Annotated in this window: 14 protein-coding genes; 7 read left to right on the top strand and 7 right to left on the bottom strand. The window is 63.6% G+C overall.

What is annotated here, in order from left to right; translation table 11 throughout:
* Nucleotides 1-123 precede the first annotated feature (123 nt).
* Nucleotides 124-948 (top strand): ATP-dependent sacrificial sulfur transferase LarE, encoded by an 825-nt coding sequence (gene larE, locus ABFD92_16295; protein MEN6506100.1) that lies wholly within the window; start codon nt 124-126, stop codon nt 946-948.
* Between the two features lie 154 nt (nt 949-1,102).
* Here the strand turns inward: larE and ABFD92_16290 are convergent, their stop codons facing one another.
* The 5 genes from ABFD92_16290 to ABFD92_16270 are packed head-to-tail and all read right to left on the bottom strand — an operon-like array spanning nt 1,103 to nt 7,009.
* A complete protein-coding gene (locus tag ABFD92_16290; protein MEN6506099.1) occupies nt 1,103-4,453 on the bottom strand; it encodes a hypothetical protein in 3,351 nt (1,116 codons plus the stop codon).
* The gene (locus tag ABFD92_16285) at nt 4,450-4,983 is read right to left on the bottom strand and encodes an HAD-IIIA family hydrolase (protein MEN6506098.1); all 534 of its coding nucleotides are present in this window, start codon (nt 4,981-4,983) and stop codon (nt 4,450-4,452) included. Before ABFD92_16285 ends, ABFD92_16290 begins: the two co-directional genes overlap by 4 nt.
* A 9-nt stretch (nt 4,984-4,992) precedes the next feature.
* Nucleotides 4,993-5,703, bottom strand: coding sequence for a GxxExxY protein (locus ABFD92_16280; GenBank protein MEN6506097.1), 711 nt, complete (start codon nt 5,701-5,703; stop codon nt 4,993-4,995).
* Nucleotides 5,700-5,978 (bottom strand): hypothetical protein, encoded by a 279-nt coding sequence (locus tag ABFD92_16275; protein ID MEN6506096.1) that lies wholly within the window; start codon nt 5,976-5,978, stop codon nt 5,700-5,702. Before ABFD92_16275 ends, ABFD92_16280 begins: the two co-directional genes overlap by 4 nt.
* A 23-nt stretch (nt 5,979-6,001) precedes the next feature.
* On the bottom strand, nt 6,002-7,009 hold the full coding sequence (locus ABFD92_16270; GenBank protein MEN6506095.1) for a KpsF/GutQ family sugar-phosphate isomerase: 1,008 nt from the start codon (nt 7,007-7,009) through the stop codon (nt 6,002-6,004).
* Between the two features lie 106 nt (nt 7,010-7,115).
* On the opposite strand from ABFD92_16270, the gene ABFD92_16265 reads away from it, so the two are divergent.
* The 3 genes from ABFD92_16265 (at nt 7,116) to aroB (ending at nt 10,041) form a co-directional block, all read left to right on the top strand.
* On the top strand, nt 7,116-7,793 hold the full coding sequence (locus tag ABFD92_16265) for a site-2 protease family protein (GenBank protein MEN6506094.1): 678 nt from the start codon (nt 7,116-7,118) through the stop codon (nt 7,791-7,793).
* 75 nt (nt 7,794-7,868) lie between these two features.
* The gene (locus tag ABFD92_16260; protein ID MEN6506093.1) at nt 7,869-8,972 is read left to right on the top strand and encodes a hypothetical protein; all 1,104 of its coding nucleotides are present in this window, start codon (nt 7,869-7,871) and stop codon (nt 8,970-8,972) included.
* Nucleotides 8,950-10,041 carry a 3-dehydroquinate synthase gene (gene aroB, locus ABFD92_16255; protein ID MEN6506092.1) on the top strand — a complete coding sequence of 364 codons (1,092 nt, stop codon included), beginning with the start codon at nt 8,950-8,952 and terminating at the stop codon, nt 10,039-10,041. Before ABFD92_16260 ends, aroB begins: the two co-directional genes overlap by 23 nt.
* Before the next feature lie 171 nt (nt 10,042-10,212).
* Here aroB and ABFD92_16250 read toward each other — a convergent pair whose 3' ends face one another.
* Nucleotides 10,213-11,163 (bottom strand): hypothetical protein, encoded by a 951-nt coding sequence (locus ABFD92_16250; protein MEN6506091.1) that lies wholly within the window; start codon nt 11,161-11,163, stop codon nt 10,213-10,215.
* 197 nt (nt 11,164-11,360) lie between these two features.
* On the opposite strand from ABFD92_16250, the gene ABFD92_16245 reads away from it, so the two are divergent.
* The 3 genes from ABFD92_16245 (at nt 11,361) to ABFD92_16235 (ending at nt 15,984) form a co-directional block, all read left to right on the top strand.
* Entirely contained in the window at nt 11,361-12,566 is a 1,206-nt protein-coding gene (locus ABFD92_16245; protein ID MEN6506090.1) for an argininosuccinate synthase, read from the top strand.
* A gap of 239 nt (nt 12,567-12,805) precedes the next feature.
* On the top strand, nt 12,806-14,239 hold the full coding sequence (gene melA, locus ABFD92_16240; protein MEN6506089.1) for an alpha-galactosidase: 1,434 nt from the start codon (nt 12,806-12,808) through the stop codon (nt 14,237-14,239).
* 128 nt (nt 14,240-14,367) lie between these two features.
* Nucleotides 14,368-15,984: a metallophosphoesterase gene (locus tag ABFD92_16235; GenBank protein MEN6506088.1), complete on the top strand. Its 1,617-nt coding sequence runs from the start codon at nt 14,368-14,370 to the stop codon at nt 15,982-15,984.
* 132 nt (nt 15,985-16,116) lie between these two features.
* On the opposite strand, the gene ABFD92_16230 is transcribed toward ABFD92_16235, so the two are convergent.
* The gene (locus ABFD92_16230; GenBank protein ID MEN6506087.1) at nt 16,117-20,175 is read right to left on the bottom strand and encodes a PAS domain S-box protein; all 4,059 of its coding nucleotides are present in this window, start codon (nt 20,173-20,175) and stop codon (nt 16,117-16,119) included.
* Nucleotides 20,176-20,864 lie beyond the last annotated feature (689 nt).

The following is a 20,864-nucleotide window of genomic DNA, read 5'->3' as shown; positions in this document are numbered from 1 at the left end:
AGTGCGGCAGCCTTAGCTGCCGCTTTCAGAGTTGTCGGGCTGCGGAAACTGCAAAAGCGGCAGCTAAGGCTGCCGCACTCCATATCGGTTCTGTATAATGTGGGGTATTGGAGAGCACGCCTTATGAAGTCATTCGATGCACTACCGGCGGAACTGCGCCAGAAGCTGGCGGCTGCCAGGGAATCTATCGCCAGCCTGAGGCGCGTGGTTGTGGCCTTTTCGGGCGGGGTCGACAGCACGTTTCTGCTGGCGCTGGCGGCAGACGTTCTGGGCAGGGAGAACGTTCTGGCGGCCACGGGCGTATCGTCGAGCCTGGCGCAGCGCGAGCACAGCGAGTGCGTGACGCTGGCGCGGCAGATCGGGGTCGAGCTGGTCGAGGTGACCACCTGCGAGATGAACAATCCCCAGTACGCCGAGAATCCGCCGGACCGGTGCTTTCACTGCAAGTCTGAGCTTTTCCAGCGCCTGGCGGAAGTCGGCGCTCTGCGCGGGTTCGAGGCCGTCGCCGCCGGCGTGAACGCCGACGACAGCGGCGACTGGCGCCCCGGAATCAAGGCCGGGCGCGAGCTGGGCGTGGCCTACCCGCTGATGGACGCGGGGCTGACCAAGGCCGACATCCGCAAGGCCTCGCAGGCGATGGGGCTCAAGACCTGGAACAAGCCCGCGATGGCCTGCCTGGCCAGCCGCGTGCCCTACGGCGAGAAACTCACCCCCGAGCGCCTGGGGCGCATCGAGCGGGCCGAGTACCTGCTCAAAGACCTGGGCTTCATCCAGTGCCGCGTGCGCGACCACGAACGCATCGCCCGCATCGAGCTGCCCGTCGAGGCGATGGGCCTGGTGATGCAGTCGCGCGAGGCCATCGTCGACGGCCTCAAGAACCTGGGCTACACCTACGTGACGCTGGACCTGCAAGGCTTCCGCAGCGGCTCGATGAACGAAGTGCTGTGAAGACACTCCAGCCCCAGGGAATATGCGACACAGAGACGCAGAGAAGACAGAGAAAAACAATTGCACTGAAGAGGAAGACTGAAGAAGCCCTTCCCGTTATTGTTTTCTCTGCGCCTCTGTGTCGCAAGGTCTTTGCCCTCTTCCCTCTGCGACCTCACCGGCTGCCGGAGACGTCCTTGGTGATCACTCGGGACACTTCGTTGCCTTTGAGGTAGACGGTGATGAAGGGGCTGGTCCACGTCTGGCCCTGGTAGGTGACCTTGGCGTTGCGCGGGCGCGTTCCTGCCGTCGCGGCGGGCACCACGTTGCCTTGGGCGTCGGTCATGGAGCCCCAGACGTCGGCTTTGCCCTCAGCCTGCCCGGGCTTGTTGTCGTAGAAGAGGCGCTGGCACTGGATCTGCATCGTGCTGCCGTCTTCGAGGTTGACGTCTTCAACGGCGACAAACAGCTCCAGCGGTCCCATGCGGGTGCTCTGGCTGAGCGTGTCGTCACCGCCCTTGGGCGGTTTCTTGCCGGCGGTGTCCTGGGGCTTGGGCGGACCGAACGTGACGGTCAGGTCCTGGCAGCTCAGGCGCCGCAGCAGGCCCTGCGGAGCGTTCTCGAGACTGACGTTAAGCTCCTTGGCGAAGCGCACCTCTTTGCCGCTGCGGCTGACCATGATCACGTCCTTCTTCATCAGGACCCGCCGGTCGAGCTGCAGGTACTGCATCTGCCCTTTCCATTCCATCAGCGTCTGCCAGGGCTGCTGCATGCCGTTGCCGTCGTCGCTCTTGGTGCGGATGGCGGGCGTGCGGTAGTCTTCGGCTACCAGCGTCCCTGCCGTGGGGACGTCGATCTGGCTGGTGAGGGCGTCGTAGATGAGCTTCTGCGAGGTCATGTTCATGCGGAAGGTCAGATGCCCCTGCTCGTCGAACCGCGTGCTGGCGACGGCGACGTCGCCCTCGGAGGTGACCTTCGTCAGGCGCCGCGCGCTGAAGTTCGTCAGCGAGGCCATCCGCGCGTCGGTCTTCTTGGCCGGACGGGTGGCCGCCTTCTCCCTGGCCTTGGGGTCTTCGGCGAAATCGACCAGCAGTTTGCGGCAGGCCATGCTGTCGCCGCCGCTGTTAAGCTTGACGTTGCCCTCGAAGATGGCCTGGTTGCGCTTGCCGCTGAAATCCATCCCGCGGTCCCACTCGATGCGCAGCACGCGGGGCTCCTTCAGGTCGCCGCCGCTCATGTCCTTCTTCGAGTTGAACCGCAGCTCGCCGCGCCCCTTGACGACGGCGGATTCCGTCGTGTCCTCAATATAGATCTCGTCGCCGGCGAGATAGTCGCCCTGGCGGGCCAGCGTGGCGTAGTTGACGCTGTCGCCGCGGACGAGCAGGGTCTTGTTCAGCAGGTTGGCCTGGAGATATTCCCCGGCGCCGCTGATCAATTCGTTGTTGCGCGTGTCGCTGAGGCGCACGGCGCCCTCGGCCGTGACCGTCTCAGGCTCGATGTTCGCCCCGCCCATCGACAGGGGGTTCTGGTCGGTCGACGGCGCGGCAGCGGTCTTTTCCTGATCGGACTTTTTCTTCTCAACAAAAGTCACCGTCGCGCGGCGGGCCTCGACCTCGCTCGTGCCGGACTTGACCGCCACCTTCCCGTCGGCGATGGCCTCTTTGGGGAAGGGCTTGTCGGCCGCTTCGTCGAAGTTCACCCGCAACTGACTGCAACGGACGAAGTCGCCCTTGGCGACCTGCGAGAGCAATACGTTGCCGTAGAACTGGGCGTTCTTGATGAACGCTTTCGAGCCGGTCTGCCCGTCTTTGCCGGGGTCCTTCTTTTCGCCGAACTCGATGTTGACGATCTCGTCCCAGTGAATGCGCGTCTCTTCCAGGGGCGGATTAAGGGGCTCGGCAGCGGCCGAGGCCGGACCGGACGCGGCGGTCTTGCGGCCGGCGGGGGCGAGGTGGCGCATGTATCCCGGTCCCTGCAGCAGCGCCAGGCCCTCGTTGCGTCGGAACTCCATCCAGCGGCAGAGAATTTCCTGTCCGCTCTCGACGTTGGCGCGCACGTCGCTGCCGTCTTTGCCGATCAACCACCCGCGCTGCTCGGGCAGGGTGTAGATGACCTTGCGGCAGGTGGCCCAGGCTCGCGAGTCCGACAACACCAGGTCATTGCCCTCGGCGCTGAACACGAAGTTCCGCTGCGACGGCGCGGGGGTGTACCCCAGCGGGCGGATCGTCAGCGGGCCCGACCAGGTGATCTCCACGGTGTCAAAATCGGCCTTGTCCCGCTTGGCCGGCGCGCTGGTCGGGCGCGAGGTTTGAGCGGCGGCAGGTCCCATGGCCGCGGCGAAGAACAACCCGCTCGCCCGCGGCGCCGGCGACAGGGCCAGCGGGAAGTGCGGCATGGCCGTCGCGGCCATCAGGTGCGGGCGTTTGCGCCGTGGACTGGCCGGATCGCCGGGCTGCTTTATCTTGCCGGCATATTCGAATATCAGCGACATTTTCGACGCTCCGGCCAACTGGTACTGGCTGGAGTTGACCTGGATGCGTTCCTGGCTGCCGGTGAACTCGGCGATGAAGATGTTGTCGGGTTGTGCGGCGGAGCGGGTGGTGGGAAGGCGCCGCCCCAGCGCCACGGTCCAGGGCTCGCCGGGCGCCGAAGCGGACGCCGGCGCCGACGCCGTGGCCGGGCCTGTGGCGGCCTGGGAGGTCGCCACCGCCGGTTGCGACGCGGCGGCGGGACGCGCGGCGGGGTCTGCAGGCCCCGTCGCCGCCTGGGATGTCGCCGGTTGCGACTGCGAGGCGCCGCCCTGGAAGGGGCTGTCCTTGCCGGTCATGTTATAGATGGCCATGTACTGCCCCTGGCGGATGACCATCTCCCGCAGCGTCCGGGGCTGCTCGTTCCATCGCAGCGAAATTCCCCGCCCGAAGATGTCCGCTTCGTCAGCCATCACCGACACGCGGCTGTTGGTCTCGATCTCCAACTGGTCGTTGTTGAAGCTGAGGTCCTCGGCGTAGATCCGGACGGCGTTTTCGGGGTGCGCTTCGATGATGTCAAACGGGGCCTGGGGATTGTTCTCGTCGATGCCCCGCTGCGGATCGCGATCGTAAAAGATTTTCACTTCCCCCGCCAACAGCCCGCGCCGGACGTTCACGCCCCGGTCCACCTCCTCGGCAAAGACCTCGGCATATTCGCCGCGGACGTAGACCCGCCGCCCGTCGGTCTGGTACATCACGATGACGGGCTTTTCCAGCATGTAGCTGCCGTCGTCGCGCTTCTCCCACGACTTGGCGCGGTACCACGCCCGCAGACGCCCTTCAGGACGGTCCTGGATGTCCAACCCGATGCCCTTGCCCGGACCGAGTACGGATTTTCCGCCCGGACCCGTAGCCGCGATCGGGCGCGGCACGTCGCTGTCGCGGCCGACGCTCTCGAACAGGCTGCCTACTCCCTTGCCCTGCATCAGGCTGTAGACCAGAACGCCCATTCCCAGAATCAAGAATGAACCGATCAGCAGCGTCAGGCGTCGCGTCATGATGGCCTCTTTCCTTCGCCGGGGAGATATCGCTCCAGAACGCCCTGCCACTGTCCGGTGCTCTTGAGGATCATCTCAATCGTCTCGCGCACACAACCGCAACCGCCACGCAACGATGTCACATACCCCGCCGCGCTGCGAACCTCTTCCACAGCGTCGGCCGTCGCCACGGCGAGCCCCGCCCGCAGAATCATCGGCAAGTCCGGCAGATCGTCGCCGATCACCGCCGCCTGAGACGCCGCCAGGCCCATGTCCTTCAGAATGTCCTCGAAAGCGGGCAGCTTGTCCTTGGCGCCCAGGCGCACGGCGTCAACGTCCAACTCGCCGGCGCGGATCGTCACCGCATGCGAAGAACGCCCGGTGATCACGGCCAACCTCTTGCCGCACCGCTTCCAGTACTTCATCCCCGACCCGTCGCGCACGTGAAAGGCCTTGATCTCCTCGCCGGAGGGCGTCAATACGATCCGCCCGTCGGTGAGCACGCCATCGACGTCGAGGACCAGCAGTTGGATGTTGCGAAGGTCTTTCATGGCTTAAGTTCAGGGATCGGGGAGTGCGGGATTACGCGGATCCTTGGGATTAAGAGGATTAGAAACAGAAACGGGGACCGGGACGGGAGCGGGAGCGGGGAGTGCGGGATTACGCGGATTTTCGGGATTAAGAGGATTAAGAACGGGGACGGGGACGGGGACGGGAGCGGGGAGTGCGGGATTACGCGGATTCTTGGGATTAAGAGGATTAAGAACAGGAACGGGGACGGGGAGATTAGAAACAGGGGAAGAATAATCAGACGGTGGGACCGGTTCTTCAACGCCTGGCTGGAACTTGGCGGGGGTGTCGGATTCCGCTGATTCCGTCTCTAACGGTTGCTCTCTTTTGGACGAGCGTTTGTAGTTTATGAACCTGCGGACATCGAGGGATGCCACGCCGAAGTTCAGCAACAGGGCACGAGACAACCCCGAAGCCTTCAGGTAGCTGATGGTCTGCACCCGATGCTCTATTGTCATCTCGCGAACGGCCTTGAGTTCAACGATCACCTCATTCTGAACGACAAGATCGCAGCGATAGGTCCCGCACAAACAGCCTTCGTAAAACACCTCGTACTCAAACTCCTGGGAGAACGAGATATCCTGAAGGGTCAGTTCCCTGCACAAAGCCACATGATAGGTGCGCTCAGCGAATCCAGGCCCCAAGGCTCGGTGCACCTTCTGAGCGGCACCTATCACTCTGAATGTAATTGGATCGTTCATGCTCTGCGAACCCACCACCAAATCGTCTCAATCCCACCCTCCCCGCCAATTCCGTTCCTTCTGTTTCTAATCCTCTTAATCCCCAAAATCCCGTCAATCCCGCACTCCCCGTCCCCGTCCCTGTTCTTAATCCTCTTAATCCCCATAATCCCGTCAATCCCGCACTCCCCGTCCCTGTCCCTGTTCCTAATCCTCTTAATCCCCATAATCCCGTCAATCCCGCACTCCCCGTCCCTGTCCCTGTCCCCATGGCGACCCGCTTCGCGTGTCGCCATGCCACCCGCCCCCGAACGCGCAACTATGCCGACTCCTCGTCGGCCACCGTCTTGATGCCCAGCAGGTCTTGCACGTCGATGACGCCGACGGGTTTGCCTGCGGCATCCACGACGGGCAGTTCGTCGATGCGGTACTTGTTCAATATCGCCAGCGCCTCGCTGGCCAGCGAACCGATGGCAATGTTCTTGGGGTTGCGGGTCATGAATGCCGCCACCGGTTCGTCCAGAATGTTCTGCCGCCCGCGGGTGGCCAGCACGCGCCGCAGGTCCGCGTCGGTGAGGATGCCGCTGAGCCGCCCGGCGGCGTCGATCAGCAGCATCGCGCCGGTGCGGCGCTTGACGCGCTCGGCCTCGACCAGCGCCTGTTCGAGCGTCAAGGCGTCGCTGACGACGTGCAGGTGGTCGTCGTCCTTGAAGCTCATGGCCTCTTCGACCTTGAGCAGCTTTCGCCCGAGCGATCCGCCGGGATGAAACACGGCGAAATCTTCGGCTTTGAAGCGGCGCATCTGCATGACGGTCAGGGCCAGGGCGTCGCCCAGGGCCAGCATGCAGGTCGTGGAGACGGTCGGGGCCAGGCCGTGCGGGCAGGCCTCCTGCACGTCTCCGTAGCGGACGGCGATGTCGGCGTGGCGAACGAGGGGCGAGCCGTCCGGGCCGCTGACGGCGATCAGCGTGGCGCCGCGTCCCTTGATGTGGTCGACCAGGCGGATGATCTCCTGCGTGGCGCCGCTGTGGCTGAGGGCGACGACCACGTCGATCCGGTCGACGCGCCCGAGGTCGCCGTGCAGGGCTTCCACCGGGTGCAGAAAGATGCTGGGCGTGCCCGTCGAGGCCATGGTGGCCGATATCTTCTGGGCGATGATGCCCGCCTTGCCGATCCCGGTGAGCACGACCTTTCCGCGGCAGTGGAAGACGGCTGCCGCCGCGCGGGCGAAGTCGTCGCCGATCTGGTCGACCAGCGAGGCGATAGCGGCACCTTCAACCCGCAAGGTCCTGCGGGCGATTTCCATGTCAACGGCGGATATATCCATGGACCGGCGGATCCTTTCGGCTTGGCCGCGCAACACGCACAACACAAAGACCCCTGGCGCGGCATTATCCTTGTTACAGCCGGGCCGGTCAAGTAAAACGGAAGCTATGAACGTTGATGCACAACAGATGTACTATCTGCTGTTGTTAGCGCCGGGGCTGTTATTCAGCCTGACGGTGCATGAATTCGCCCATGCCCGAATGGCGCTGGCCTATGGCGACCCCACGGCCAAGCTGCTGGGGCGCGTGTCGCTCAATCCGCTGCGCCATCTGGACCCAATGGGCACGATCATGCTGGCGCTGACGGCCTTTGGCAAGGCCCCATTCGGATGGGCAAAGCCGGTGCCCTATAATCCCCTCAACGTGCATCCGCTGCGTCTGGGGCAGATTATGATTTCGCTGGCCGGCCCGCTGAGCAATCTGGCGCTGGCGGTGGTGACGTTTGGCCTGGTGAAGCTGTGGATGGCTCTGGACGTACACATGAGCGAGGCTGTCTTCACCGCCGGCTTCACCATGTTTTTGAAGCTCACGGTCTGCAATGTCTGCCTGGCGGTTTTCAACATCATCCCGCTGTACCCCCTGGACGGTCACCACGTGGTGCGGGAATTGCTGCCGCTGCGACAGAGCGATGAGTTTATGCATTGGCAGGTGCGCTACGGCAGCATCGTGCTGCTGGCGTTGCTGGTCGGGCCATGGTTATTGCGGAACACCGGGAGCGAGTTCCAATTCAATCCCATCGGCTCGCTCCTGGGGCTGATCGCACGCGGCGTCTATGCGTTGGTGTAGGAACTATTCCCCCGCTGGTTCGTCTCAATTCCTGACGGCCTGGGACCAGCCCTTGCCAACGACAAGGATGCCTATATGATTACCAAAATGAACCGAATGAACAGAGCGACGATTATCCTGATCGCAACGGCGATGGCCGTCTTCTGCGCCGCGGCGCGGGGCCAGACCGCCCCGGCCGACAGCGCCCCCGCGACGACGACCGCCCCGGCCGGCACGTCCTCGGCCCCGGCCGGCGCGGCGGCGACGCGGATGGCCGATGTGGACATCTCCAGCCTGCCGCCGGCCCTGCAGCCGATGTACCAGACGCTGACCTGGACGCCCACCGAGTTGAACATCCTCTCTGCCGTCAAGGACTTCAACCAGCAATGGCAGGAGCCGGGCTTCTTCGTGGCCCTGCAAAAGGCCCGCGAGGTCAAGCCGCTGGCGCCGAACGTCGCGGCCATGCTCGACCGCAAGGCGCTGCACCAGACCCTGCTGACCGACCCGCAGCGCTATCGCGTCAAGCCCGTCGGCATACGGGTCTATATCGTCTCGATCGAGAAAATCGAGCCCGGCGTACACTTCATGCCCACGCCGCGATGGAGTAGGAATAACGGGCCGATCTTCCGGATCGTCGGGTTCGACGCCGAGGGCACCGGCCCGCTCGACGATGCCTACCAGATCTTCTGCGACTTCAACCCCGCCGAGGAGCTCAAGCTGGGCACGCCCCAGATCGAAGGCTCGCGAGAGATCTATCCCATCCGTCACGGCCGAAAGAGCGTCCACGTGACCGGCCTGTTCTACAAAATTTATCGTGAGATGGACAGCGGCGACGCCGACACCCCGCCGCAGATGCGCAACTACCCGATCATCCTGGCCTGGCAGATGGAAGGGCCCGGTCCGGCCGCCGCCCAAGACGCGGCGCCCTCTTCGCCGTTTGGGTTCCGCTCGAGCGTGGCGTTTGTCATCATCGGCGCCCTGCTGGTGGCGTATATCTTCCTGGTTCGCTACTCGCGCAAGAGCACGTCGGGGCACTCTCTGAGCCGGCGCTACCGCCCGCTGCGCGACGTGAAGCTCGACGACGCCCCCCCGCCCGACGACGATGCGGCCCCGGCCGAGATCGACCCGGAACTCCGCAAGGCCTGCGAACAATATCGAAAAGAAAAGGGGCTCGACAATGGCCCGGACGATTCGCGTTGAACTAGGCTGGAGAAGCTACGACGTGCTGATCGGCCCCGGCACGATCGACACCCTCGGGGCCAAAGCCGCCGCCTTGCCGCGATGCAGCAGCGCCGTCGTGATCGCCGATCAGACCGTGGCCGATCTCTACGCCGCCAGGGCCCTGGCGTCGCTCAAAGCCGCGGGCGTGGCCGCATCGCGGGTGACCTTCCCGCCCGGCGAGTGCAGCAAGACCCTCCAGACGCTCTCGACCATTCTGGACAGCCTGCTGACGCAGCGACCGGCGATCGACCGCGACAGCGTGATCGTCGCCCTCGGCGGCGGCGTCACCGGCGACCTGGCGGGCTTCGCGGCCGCCGTCGCCCTGCGCGGGCTGCGATGGCTCCAGTGCCCCACCACGCTGCTGGCCGATGTCGACTCCTCCGTCGGCGGCAAGACCGGGGTGGACCATGCGGCCGGCAAGAATCTCATCGGGGCCTTCCACCAGCCCGCCGGCGTCATCGCCGACGTGGCGACGCTGGCCTCGCTGCCGGTCGACGAACTGCGCAACGGCCTGGCCGAGTGCGTCAAGCATGGCGTCATCCGCGACGAGTCCCTGCTGGCGTTCATCGAGGAAAACGCCGACGCCCTGCTGTCCTGCCGCGGCGAAGAGATGACCGAACTGGTCGCGCGGAACGTGGCGATCAAGGGCGCCGTCGTGTCGGCCGACGAAACCGAGAAAGGCCAGCGCGCCCACCTCAACTATGGTCACACCGTCGGCCACGCCATCGAGACGCTGCTGGGCTACCAGACCATCGCCCACGGACAAGGCGTGTCGCTGGGCATGGCCGCCGCCGGCGCGATGGCCGTAGCCCGCGGCCTGTTGAGTGAGCAAGACCACGGGCGCATCCTGGCCCTGCTGACCCGCCTGGGCCTGCCGACGAAATGGCCCAACCTGGACGCCCAGAAGATCTGGCAAATCATGCAGCACGACAAAAAAGCCCGCGGCGGCAAAGTCCGCATGATCCTCGCCCGCGGCCTGGGCAGCGTGGATATCTTCCCAGATATATCGGAAGAGGAAGCTTTAAGGGGCATCACTGCTCTTGGATAAGTCCATGAAGAAAACTACAACGTCGCCAAAGCACCCACGGGTTTGGGTTGATGCAGACCTTGTCGATTGGTTCAAGGGAAAAGGCCGCTGTTATCAGGCAAAGATCAATCAGGTACTGCGGACCTATATCAAGGAACACGAAAAAGCCCCTCGCAATTAAGCACGGGCCTTTTATTCCAGCCGAAGGTCCTCGATGGTGACGATCGCCTTGCCGCTCGTCCAGCTTGCAGAGGTTTCAATTTCCCCGCCGACGCGCTTGGCGCCCCTGGGCTGCATCGGGGTATTGTTCTCGCCCAGGATAAACCCGTGGGCCAACAGGTCAGTATCGCCGGCGACCTGAACGCCATCTGCGTCTATCAGGGCGATATTTACCGACAGATGCGCGACGGTCTTATCGCCCGCGTTCCTGGCAACCATCTCCCATCGATAACCGTCCCGCGAGCGTTTGAGCGTCATCTTGTCGAAGGTGATGTTCCTGGCATAGGCCGCAATTTCGCTGCTGTCCGTCTGGAGCTTTTTGCTGACAGCGGTCTCGACCTGGCTGACGGAATAGACGCGGTTCTGCCCTACGAGCAGAAAAACCGATACTGCCGCCGCCACGGCAATGGCTGCCAGGGCGGGAAACATCCCGATGTTCCTGGCGCGGCGAATCTGCTCGGGAGCGACCGGTCTCTGTGCCCGGGCCAATTCAAAGGCCGGCACAAACGTCGTGTTCAACAGGATCAGCGTCACGACCGGATACATCATCCAGATCACGGTCAAGAAACCGAAGTTATGATACAGGAACGCCGCGGCATAGAGCGTAGTGAACATCGCCACCACCGCATAGGCGCTGCCGACGATGCGGCCGAGAATGTTTCTGCAGCCCAGGTAACCGATCCCCGACACGATCAACAGCACCACTTCCAGCGACCGAAGGCCCAGCGTCACCTGAATGACCCCCTGCAACAAACCCGTCTCGGTGGCCAGGGCGAACCCGCCCCAGTAAATGATCATCCCCAGGCCGCCGAAAGCAAAATTGATGATCGCCAAGGCCAGCAACCCGCCCCGGCCCGGCACGTTCATGCGCACCGGTCTGGCATACACAGGAACCTCTTCCATCGATACGGGCGTTTGCGACATTATCAATCCCCGAACAACTGAAAGTTTTCACGAATCTCCCGACGCTGCGATAAACAATACCAAGACTCATCGCACACCTGCAAGCATTTTGGCCGGGTGAGAGTTGCCCTTCCCCTCCGCCGCGCGTAGAATCTGCGCTTCGTTTTCCAATTGGAAATTGGAAATCGTAAATTGGAAATCGAACCCGGAGCACCCTGATGGCAAAGGCAATCAAGAAGATCGTTCTGGCGTACTCGGGCGGACTGGACACCTCCGTCATCCTGCCCTGGCTGAAGGAAAAATACGGCTGCGAGGTCGTCGCGTTTGCGGCAGACCTCGGGCAGGGGCCCGACGAGCTGGCGGGCATCGAGAAGAAGGCCCTGGCCAGCGGGGCCAGCAAGTGCATCGTGGCCGACCTGCGCAAGGAGTTCGCCGAGCAGTACTGCTTCAAGATGCTCGCGGCCAACGCGGTGTACGAGAACATTTACCTGCTGGGCACGAGCATCGCCCGGCCGCTGATCGCCAAGGCCCAGGTCGAGTGCGCGTTGAAGGAAAAGGCCGACGCCGTCGGCCACGGCGCCACGGGCAAGGGCAACGACCAGGTGCGCTTCGAGCTGACGTTCATGGCGTTGGCGCCTCAGCTTGCGATCATCGCCCCGTGGAAAGACCCGAGCTTTGAGCTGACCAGCCGCGAGGCGGCCATCGAGTACGCCAAGGCCCACAAGATCCCCATCCAGCAGAGCGTCAAGAAGATCTACTCGCGCGACCGCAACCTCTGGCACATCTCGCACGAGGGCGCCGACCTGGAAGACCCCGCCAACGAGCCCAAGGACGACCTGTGGGTGATGTCCGTGCCCGTCTCGAAGGCCCCCGACAAACCCGCGTACGTGCAGATCGACTTCAAGGCCGGCAAGCCCGTCGCGATGGACGGCGTGCGCCTCGACGGCCACGAGCTGATCGCCAAGCTCAACGCCATCGGCGGCAAGCACGCGGTCGGACAGGTGGACCTGGTGGAGAACCGCCTGGTGGGCATCAAGAGCCGCGGCGCCTACGAGACGCCCGGCGGCACGATCCTGTACGAAGCGCACCGCGCGCTCGAGGCCCTGACGCTGGACCGCTGGACGGCGGCCTACAAGCAGCAGGTCGCCCTCAAGTACGCCGAGATGGTGTACAACGGTCAGTGGTTCTGCCCGCTGCGCGAGTCGCTGGACGCGTTCATCGCCAGCACGCAGAAGGTCGTCACCGGCAGCGTGCGGGTGAAGCTGTACAAGGGCCGGGCGACGGTGGCCGGCACGACCAGCCCCAACAGCCTCTACAGCGGCAAGCTCGCGAGCTTCACCATGGGCGCCGAATACACGCCCTCCGACGCCACCGGATTCATCCGCCTGTTCGGTCTCCAGATGCGCGGCCGCGGCAAAAAGTGACCGGGTGGCATGGCGACACGCGCAGCGGGTCGCCATGAGGCGCGCCTCGCGGCCAGGGACGGGAGTGCGGGATTACGCGGATTGAGAGGATTAAGAGGATTAGAAACAATGATGCTGGATAATCTTTCGTCCTCGTCGTCGTCCTCGTCGTCGTCCTCGTCCTCGTCGTCGGTTTTTGAAGCTGTGGAACCCCCGCAGCAGTTGTTGTAAGCTGAAAGCTACTCCTAAGGAGCTTATCAATGCCCAAGAAAATCGCGATGATCGGCGCCGGGTCGGTAGTCTTCTGCAAGACGCTCATGAGCGACATCATGGCCACGCCCGCGCTGGCCGACAGCGAGTTCGCACTCATGAGCCCCACCGCCGGCAAGCTCAAGCGGATGGAGGCCTTCGCCAAGCGGATGATCGCCGAGAACGGTCTCAAAGCCACCGCCTGGTCCACGCAGGACCGCGCCGCGGCGATCAAGGACGCCGACTTCGTCGTCGTGATGGTCCAGGTCGGCGGCGTCGAGGCCTTCGGCTTCGACTACGAGATCCCGCTCAAGTACGGCGTCGACCAGTGCATCGCCGACTCGCTGGGCCCCGGCGGCATCTTCCGCGGCCTGCGCAGCGCCCCGGTGCTCAAGGGAATCGCCGACGACATGGCCAAGCTCGCCAAGCCCGGCGCGATCATGCTCCAGTACGCCAACCCGATGGCCGGCAACTGCCTGGCGCTGGGCAAGGTCACCAACGTTCCCTTCGTCGGCCTTTGCCACGGCGTGCAGACGACGCTGGACCTGATCGCCGGTTACTGCTCCGTGCCCAAAGAGGAGATCACGTTCCTCTGCGGCGGGATCAACCACATGGACTGGTTCCTGCGCCTCGAGCACAAGGGGCGCGACCTGTACCCGCGCCTGCGCGAGGTCTTCGAGAAGCCCGAGTACTACAAGAACGAGAAGGTGCGAGGCGAGGTCTTCCGGCACTTCGGTTACTTCATGACCGAGAGCACCGGCCACCTCAGCGAGTACCTGCCCTGGTTCCGCAAGAACAAGAAAGCCCTCGATCTGTACTGCGACGAACCGGCCTTCGGCGGCGAGAGCGGCGCGTACTACAACTACTGCAAGGCCCTGGCCGCCAAGTACGCCAAGCACGACCCGCTGGAGTTCGAGACGGCCAAGATCACCCACCGCAGCGTCGAGTACTGCTCGTACATCATGGAAGCCGTCGCCACGGGCAAACCGTTTGGCTTCATGGGCAACGTCCGCAACGACGGGTACATCACCAACCTGCCCGACGGCTGCTGCGTCGAGGTGCCGACCTTCGCCGACGCCACCGGCCTGCACCCGACGCGGATCGGCGACCTGCCCGCCCAGTGCGCCGCGGCCTGCATGACCAACGTGAACGTCCAGACGCTCGGCGCCAAGGCCGCCCTCGAAGGCGACACCGAGGCGATCGTCCACGCCGCGGCGCTGGACCCGCTGACATCGGCCGTCTGCACCCTCAAGGAAGTGCGCGACATGTGCAGCGAGATGCTCGAAGCCCAGCGCCCCTGGCTGCCGCAGTTCGCCGGCAAGAAGATCCGCCCCACGCCGACGATCAGCATTCCCAAGGACTGCAAGCCGGTGGACGTTCCGCTGGACCCCGCGCTGGCGATCAACAAACGCTTCGGCGAATTGATCTCGCGCCAGACGAACTGAGGCGATTACGGATTTCAGATTGCAGATTTGAGATTGCAGATGGGTGCCACGCACAACTCCGTTGTGCGTGTCCCCGATTGTCCCTGCAGTCCCTGCAGTCCTCTTGGTCCTCTTTTTGGAGCTCAGAAATGCTGCGCCACCTGGTACTCGCCGCTGCACTGCCGGCCGTGCTCTCTTCTTTCGCCCTGGCCGGCCCCCCCGCCGCCGGCACGCCGCTCAAGGCCGACTGGCAGTACAGCCGCGACGGCGGCAAGACGTTCTCGCCGGCAGCGCCGACCATTCAGGCCGACCGCGTGCCCAACATCGCCCGCGACAGCGTGTCGGCCAAGTGTACCTTCACCATCGACGACCCGGCGAAGATCGGTCTGCTCAAGCTGCGCTCCAGCGCCGCCGACGGGGCCTTCGCGCTGACCGACGGCGACTCGATCGATCGCTATAACGTCGGCACCAAGCCCAATCTGCTCAACATGAAGCTGCTGGTCAACGGCAAGACCGTGCCGGACCTGGACCCCTACGTGCTCTACCGCTACGTGTCCATCGACCCGGCGATCCTCAACAAAGGCGCCAACACCATCACCGTCTCGGGCGTGTTCTGGTTCCAGCTCGCCGCCGAGACCGAGGCCGGCCTGGCGCTCGAGACCCTGCCGCCCGACCTGGCCGTACTCGACCGCCTGCCGGTGCTCGGAGGCATCGGCGAGGATTATTTCGGCCTCACCGCACGCAGCGTGATCCCCGCCGAGTTCGTCGTGTCCGTCACGCCGACCGATCCGGCCGGCCCCGAGCAGCAGCACCCCTTCCCGCGCGGGCGTTGGCTCAAGGCCCGCGTCCCCGTCGCCAAGGGCGCCAAGGCGATCAAATATACCGTTACCGTCAAGGCCGCCGGCGGGTCGAAAACTTATGGACCCTACGACGTGAAGATGCCCACCATGGGCGTGGGGTTCAAGTTTGTGGCCGCAGGCAACACGGCGGTTTATCTCGGCCACACCGAGCGGTTCAAGAGCTTCATGGACAAGCTGCTGCAGATTCGCCCCGACGTGTTCGTTCACGTGGGCAACTACGTCAACATCATGCCCTGGGACTTCTCCTGGAGCGACATGTTCTTCGACGTGGCCCCCGAGACGCTGGCCCGCGTGCCGACGCTGGCCGTCTGCGGCGCCGGCGAGATGGGCTCACCGACGATGTTCAGCCGCATGTTCTACTTCGCCCCCGACGACAAGGACTACGGGCACTGGACAGCCGTCTATGGCAAGGTGCGGTTCATCGCCATGGAGGCCTGGTCGCAGTCGGCGGCGAAGGACCCCGCCGCGGCGGCCGCCTGGCTCGACGAGATCCTGCGCGACGCCAAGGAAGACTACGTCATCGTGCTCAACCATTCGCCGTCGCACACCTCGACGCCCAACGCCAGCCGCCTCTTCCGCCCCGGTATCGCCCACACGAAGAAGCACGTCAACCCGATCCTCGTCAAGCACAAGGTCACGCTCACCCTCGGCGGACACCACACCCAGTACGAACGCGCCGAACCGCCTGCCGCCGAGGGCGTGATGACGATCATGACGTGCATGGCCGGCGGCTCGGGCAAACCGCTCCAGCCCGGATACGTCAAAGACAATCCCTGCTCGAAAGCCACCTTCAACGGCGACCACTACGTGGTCTTCGAAGTCAAAGCCAACTCCCTGGAGATGCAGACGATCGACCTGGCCACCGGAAAAGTCGTCGACACCTACAGCTTCAAACCACGAAAGTAAGCCCGCAGCCAGCCGTCTCAACGATCCATTCAAAACCCAACATCGAGATGGGTGCCACGCACAACCCCGTTGTGCGTGTCCCTGCGGCGGCAAGGATAATTCAATAATTCGGGACGGGGCAATCGACGCAAACTAACAGGCCCGCTGCGCTGCGTATTTCCGGATCGCCGCCACCAGAAACTCCGAGGGGCCGCTCTTGGTCAAATAGTCTGCAGCCCCGGCCTCGATCATGGCCTTGGCTTGCTCTTGCTGCTCGAACATGGACAGGCCGATGATTCGTATGTTGGGCAGTTCCGCGTGCAGGATGCGGGCGGCCTCGATGCCGTTCATCCCTGGCATGGAGATATCCATCAGTACCATGTCGGGATGAAGTTCTCGCACCAGGTTGACCGCCGATTCGCCGTCGGAGGCCTCGCCGACGATCACCATGTCCGGTTCGTCACGAAGCAGCGAGCTGATTCCCTGCCGCATGACGATGTGATCGTCTACCAGCACGATACGGATGCGGCCTTCGGCGGGTTCCTTGTCTGGAGCCATCACCACCGACACGCGTGCCTTCTGCTGAGGCTGCGACGGCAGCGTCGGCGCCGATGCGGGAGCCGTAAGGGTGAAGCGGCTGCCGCGGTCGGGGGCACTGTCGATCTCGATGGCGCCGCCTAACAGCCCCAGGCGCTCACTGATGCTGAAAAGTCCAAACCCGCCCGTGACATCTCTGCTGCCAAGAGCGGCTGGGTCGAATCCGCACCCTTCGTCCGACACAGTAATTTGAATCGATCCGTTTGGCCTGGTCACGGATACCTTGCTCGATTTCACGCCGGCGTGTTTGACCACGTTGAACAGCAACTCCCGCGTCGCCTGGAACAGCAGGATGGTGATATCCTCCCGCAAAGGCCCGGTGAGCTTCGGGACGCTTATATCTACGCTCAGGCCGTGCTTGTCCTGCATCCACCGCACCAGCCACTCCAGCGCCGGGATCAGGCCGCCCTCCTGCAGAACGGGCGGGCTCAACTCCGCCGTCAGGGAACGGGACGTCTCAATGGAATCGTCGAGCAACTCGCTGACGTCGGAGGCGGCTTTGCGCACAGCCTCGCTTTCAGCACGCGCCAGCAGCGCCAGGCGGAACTTGGCGCCCACCAGCAGTTGCTGGAGCCCGTCGTGGAGCACCTGCGCCAGGCGGCCGCGCTCCCGCTGCTCGGTCAGAGCCAATTCCGAAGCCATGCGCGACAACTGCCGCGAGCGGCGTTCCAGTTCCGCCGTCCGCTCTTTGACCCGCAGTTCGAGCCCCTCTTTGGCTAGACGCAGCGCCTCTTCGGCCTGCTTGCGGTCAGTGATCTCACGCACGGAGCCTCGCATGACCAGATCGTGGCCGTCGTCGGGCTGGATCGTCGTTGTAGTCTCAACCCAGATGGTAGCTCCATCAGGCAGGAGCACGCGATACTCGTCGCGGTGTAAATCGACGGACACTCTGTTTTTAGCCTGCTCCAGCAATGAAGCCCCCGACCGTGAGATGCGCGCTCGATCGTCGGGATGAACGCATGCGAGCCAGCGCTCGTAGCTTATCGCCGAGCCGGAGGGGATGCCGAACAGCTCATAGTGCTCTTGGCTCCAGTAGCTGGTGTTGCGCGTGACGTTCCACTCGTAAAAGCCGATCTGCCCAGCACGGGCCACCCGCTTGAGCCGCTCCTCGCTTTCGCGAAGCGCCTCCTCGGCCTGCTTGCGGTCGGTGATATCCATGAATGCAGCAATGCATCCGCGAACTCCGGCGGTCGGATCACGCAACGGCGCTGCACTACCCAGCATGGTGACCCGTCTGCCTGATGGCAACTCCACGTGCAGCTCCGTATCAAGCACGTCCCGGTTGGCGGCTGCGGCTACCTGCATCGGCAGTTCGTCGGCAGTTAGTTCGCGCCCGTCCGCAGAAAAGAATCGACGCACACCAGGCAATCGGGTGGCAGACACATTTTCGGTCTCCTTGGCCTCATAGAACTCATTGGCTCGCCGATTACCGGTGATGGTCCGGCATTGCGGATCAGCAGAAACCCATACTGCCGCCGGCACCACCTCGAGCAACCGTTCCACTTCCTCGGCCCGTTGCCGCAGGGCCTCCTCCGCCTGCCGTAGCTTGGTGGAGTCGAAGTAGTAGCAGACGACGCCGTATTGGCCGTCCGGCAGCGCCATACGATGCAACTCCCACTCGTACGATTCCACAATATGCTCATCGTTGCGCTGATTCGTGAAACGCGGGGAGTAATAGGGTTCGCCAGTTTCAAGCGTCTGGCGGAAGTGGGCGATGATCTCGGCGGCGACGGGTTCGGGCCAGAGGGTGCGCATGGCCTCGGAAAAGTGGCGTCCGATCAAAGGCCGCACGTTCCGGAACGCTCCATCCTGCGAGCCTGCATTCATATGCGCGATCTGGAACTGGGCATCGACGATATAGATGCCGAACGGAGCGCGCTCGACCAATTCAGAAAACGTCTTCTGGCTCCGGCTGACCTGCTCCTCGGCCTGCTTGTGGTCGGTGATGTCCATCACCACCCCGAGCATTCGAGTGGCTTTGCCATCGCCGTCATACAGGAAGACGCCCCGGGTCTCGATCCAATGCAGACTCCCATCGGGCCAGATGATCCGATATTCGATCTCAAGGGGTTTGCGATCCTGCATGCAGCGGTGCGACTGCTCTTCGACGAGCGGCAAATCCTCCGGGTGCAGGCGATCAGCCCATTTGCGATAGTCGTATTCAGTAGTAGTAGTAGTAGTAGTAGTAGTAGTAGTAGTAGTAGTAGTAGTAGTAGCCAGAGCATAGCCGAAAAGCGCCTCGTGGGTCTGTGTCCACAGAATCCGGCCTGCCGTGAGGTTCCAGTCGAACATGCCAACCCGGGTGGCGCTGGCTGCCAATGCAAGCCGCTCTTCACTGTCGCGCAGCGCCCGCTCGGCCTGTTTGTGGTCGGTGATGTCGGTAAACGAATTGATGGCCCCGATGATCTGTCCGTCGTTGCTGCGCAGCGGGGCGATGTTCGCCAGCACGTAAATACGGCGGCCGCCGGGCTGCTCGATAATCACTTCCTTGTTGCGGAGGCTCTGCCCTGTCTGGATGACCTGGGCAATGGGCGTCTGATCGTGCGGCAGCGGCTGGCCGTCCGTCTGCCAGAGCCGCACTGCACCACAGAAACGGTCATGGGCGTCGTTGAGTTTGGGTCGCCTGCCCCACAACTCGGCCGCACGTTCGTTGAAGAACGTCAGCAGTCCCGCCTTGTCGCAGGCGTAGACGGCTGAGGGCAGAACGGCCATCAGGCTCTGGTAACGGGTTTGAATGTCGTGCAGTTCACGTTCCAGCGGCAGTTGCCAGCGGCCCTCGCGCATGAGCGACAGCACAGCCCAAAGCAGGTAGAGTCCGCCGAGATACTGCGCGGCCCTGGCGACCCACGTCAGCAGGCTGTTGATGTCCCGCATCACCAGCACGCCAAAAAAGCCCACGGCCAGCAGGACCAGGCCCATCGCATACCAGTACAGGAACGCCCGGCGGATCGTGCGGTACAGTCCGCCGATCAGCACCGCCGCCAGCAGAAACTCACCCACTGCCACGCCAAGCACCACGTCCCGAAGAGGAGTTGAGCCGCGGACAGTCCAGAACTCCGGCAGCAGGGGCGCCCAACTGATCAGGCTCAGGCCGATGACGACGAGTGTTGCCAGTCCCAGGGCCAGGGCGGCTGTCACCCCCGGCCGGGCGCGACCCGTGGAGACACTGGGAAAGTAAGCCCTGGCCGCGCCCACAACATGGAGAAAGCCCGCCAGGCAAACGGCGATGTTGAACATGGCGACGCCCGAGTCGGGCCTGCCCCACTGCACCTTCACGCCGGCCAGCACCGACGCCAACCCAAGCACCACCATGCCGCTGCCCAGCCACAGCGCCGCCGACGACGCGCCGCGAAGAAAGCTGCGGACCATCAGAAAGGCAATGATCAGCGAGATGCAGGTGGTGAACAGAAAGTTCAACCACGGCAGAAAAGCGTTATGCTCTTGGGCCAGATCGATCGCCGGGATTGCCCGCAGCAGAATGATCAACGCCAGCGCCCCCAGCGCCGGCGGCCAGGCCAGCCATGATCGCCATTGGCCCCCAGGAGGCGCGGGGGGCGGTGAAGCATCTGGCGAAACCGAGATCTTCTGCTGTTCGGGATGCGATATTGCAGGCATCGGCTACCTCACGCAGTTGACGTATACAAGACAACGAACCCAGGGGCACGGACCCGACATGCGGAGTCGGCATGCACCCGGGAAGTTGCATCTTTTTCGGAAGCAGGTTCCTTTCGACAAGTTGCGCCGGCAGAACAAAAGGAAGTGCTCCACCTGTCAGGCGTAACCGATATAAATGTACGGCAAAGAAACCTTGGCTGTAAATCGGTAACGTTCTGAACCAGACTAAGAATTCCTCTTAAAAGAAGAACGCTTGCTTTATCGCTGACGGAAACGCTTGGCGGATTCCATTCTTCGCCTCCGCGTTCTCTGCGGCCTCTGCGGTGAATGGGGCCTGAAAAACAGCCAAAGCGGCGTCACGGCCGCCGCACTCCAGGGTCGCCTTGCGGCGACGAGTCCATTCATCCATCCACTCATGCCGTGACACGTCGCGCGGCAAAACGCGCGGGGCAAGCCCCGCCGCTAACGGGGCTGGGTAGATGGAAGGGCTCGTCCTCACCCTCTTCGAAACCGGTTGTGCAACGGGCGGTCGCCGGGGACGGGATTGTCTCCTTTGATCCGCTTCACAGGTCGCCCCTTTTGAGGCGACGTTGCCGATCTTCGGCTAGCTGCGCCTGGAACAGAGCCTTGGGACTGCCGGGCTGAGGGCGGACGATCGGGCGAAAGGGGCGGGCGATGGGCTGCGCGAC

The sequence above is a fragment of the Planctomycetaceae bacterium genome (assembly GCA_039680605.1).
Lineage (GTDB): Bacteria > Planctomycetota > Phycisphaerae > SM23-33 > SM23-33 > JAJFUU01.
The sequence above is the reverse complement of the archived record's forward strand: the minus strand, read 5'-3'. Positions and strand labels throughout refer to the sequence as shown.

Bases quoted from the DNA above. Each gene is read 5' to 3' on its own strand.
- larE (MEN6506100.1), top strand. From the start codon at position 124: ATGAAGTCATTCGATGCACTACCGGCGGAACTGCGCCAGAAGCTGGCG.
- ABFD92_16290 (MEN6506099.1), bottom strand. From the start codon at position 4,453: ATGACGCGACGCCTGACGCTGCTGATCGGTTCATTCTTGATTCTGGGA.
- ABFD92_16285 (MEN6506098.1), bottom strand. From the start codon at position 4,983: ATGAAAGACCTTCGCAACATCCAACTGCTGGTCCTCGACGTCGATGGC.
- ABFD92_16280 (MEN6506097.1), bottom strand. From the start codon at position 5,703: ATGAACGATCCAATTACATTCAGAGTGATAGGTGCCGCTCAGAAGGTG.
- ABFD92_16275 (MEN6506096.1), bottom strand. From the start codon at position 5,978: ATGGCGACACGCGAAGCGGGTCGCCATGGGGACAGGGACAGGGACGGG.
- ABFD92_16270 (MEN6506095.1), bottom strand. From the start codon at position 7,009: ATGGATATATCCGCCGTTGACATGGAAATCGCCCGCAGGACCTTGCGG.
- ABFD92_16265 (MEN6506094.1), top strand. From the start codon at position 7,116: ATGAACGTTGATGCACAACAGATGTACTATCTGCTGTTGTTAGCGCCG.
- ABFD92_16260 (MEN6506093.1), top strand. From the start codon at position 7,869: ATGATTACCAAAATGAACCGAATGAACAGAGCGACGATTATCCTGATC.
- aroB (MEN6506092.1), top strand. From the start codon at position 8,950: ATGGCCCGGACGATTCGCGTTGAACTAGGCTGGAGAAGCTACGACGTG.
- ABFD92_16250 (MEN6506091.1), bottom strand. From the start codon at position 11,163: ATGTCGCAAACGCCCGTATCGATGGAAGAGGTTCCTGTGTATGCCAGA.
- ABFD92_16245 (MEN6506090.1), top strand. From the start codon at position 11,361: ATGGCAAAGGCAATCAAGAAGATCGTTCTGGCGTACTCGGGCGGACTG.
- melA (MEN6506089.1), top strand. From the start codon at position 12,806: ATGCCCAAGAAAATCGCGATGATCGGCGCCGGGTCGGTAGTCTTCTGC.
- ABFD92_16235 (MEN6506088.1), top strand. From the start codon at position 14,368: ATGCTGCGCCACCTGGTACTCGCCGCTGCACTGCCGGCCGTGCTCTCT.
- ABFD92_16230 (MEN6506087.1), bottom strand. From the start codon at position 20,175: ATGCCTGCAATATCGCATCCCGAACAGCAGAAGATCTCGGTTTCGCCA.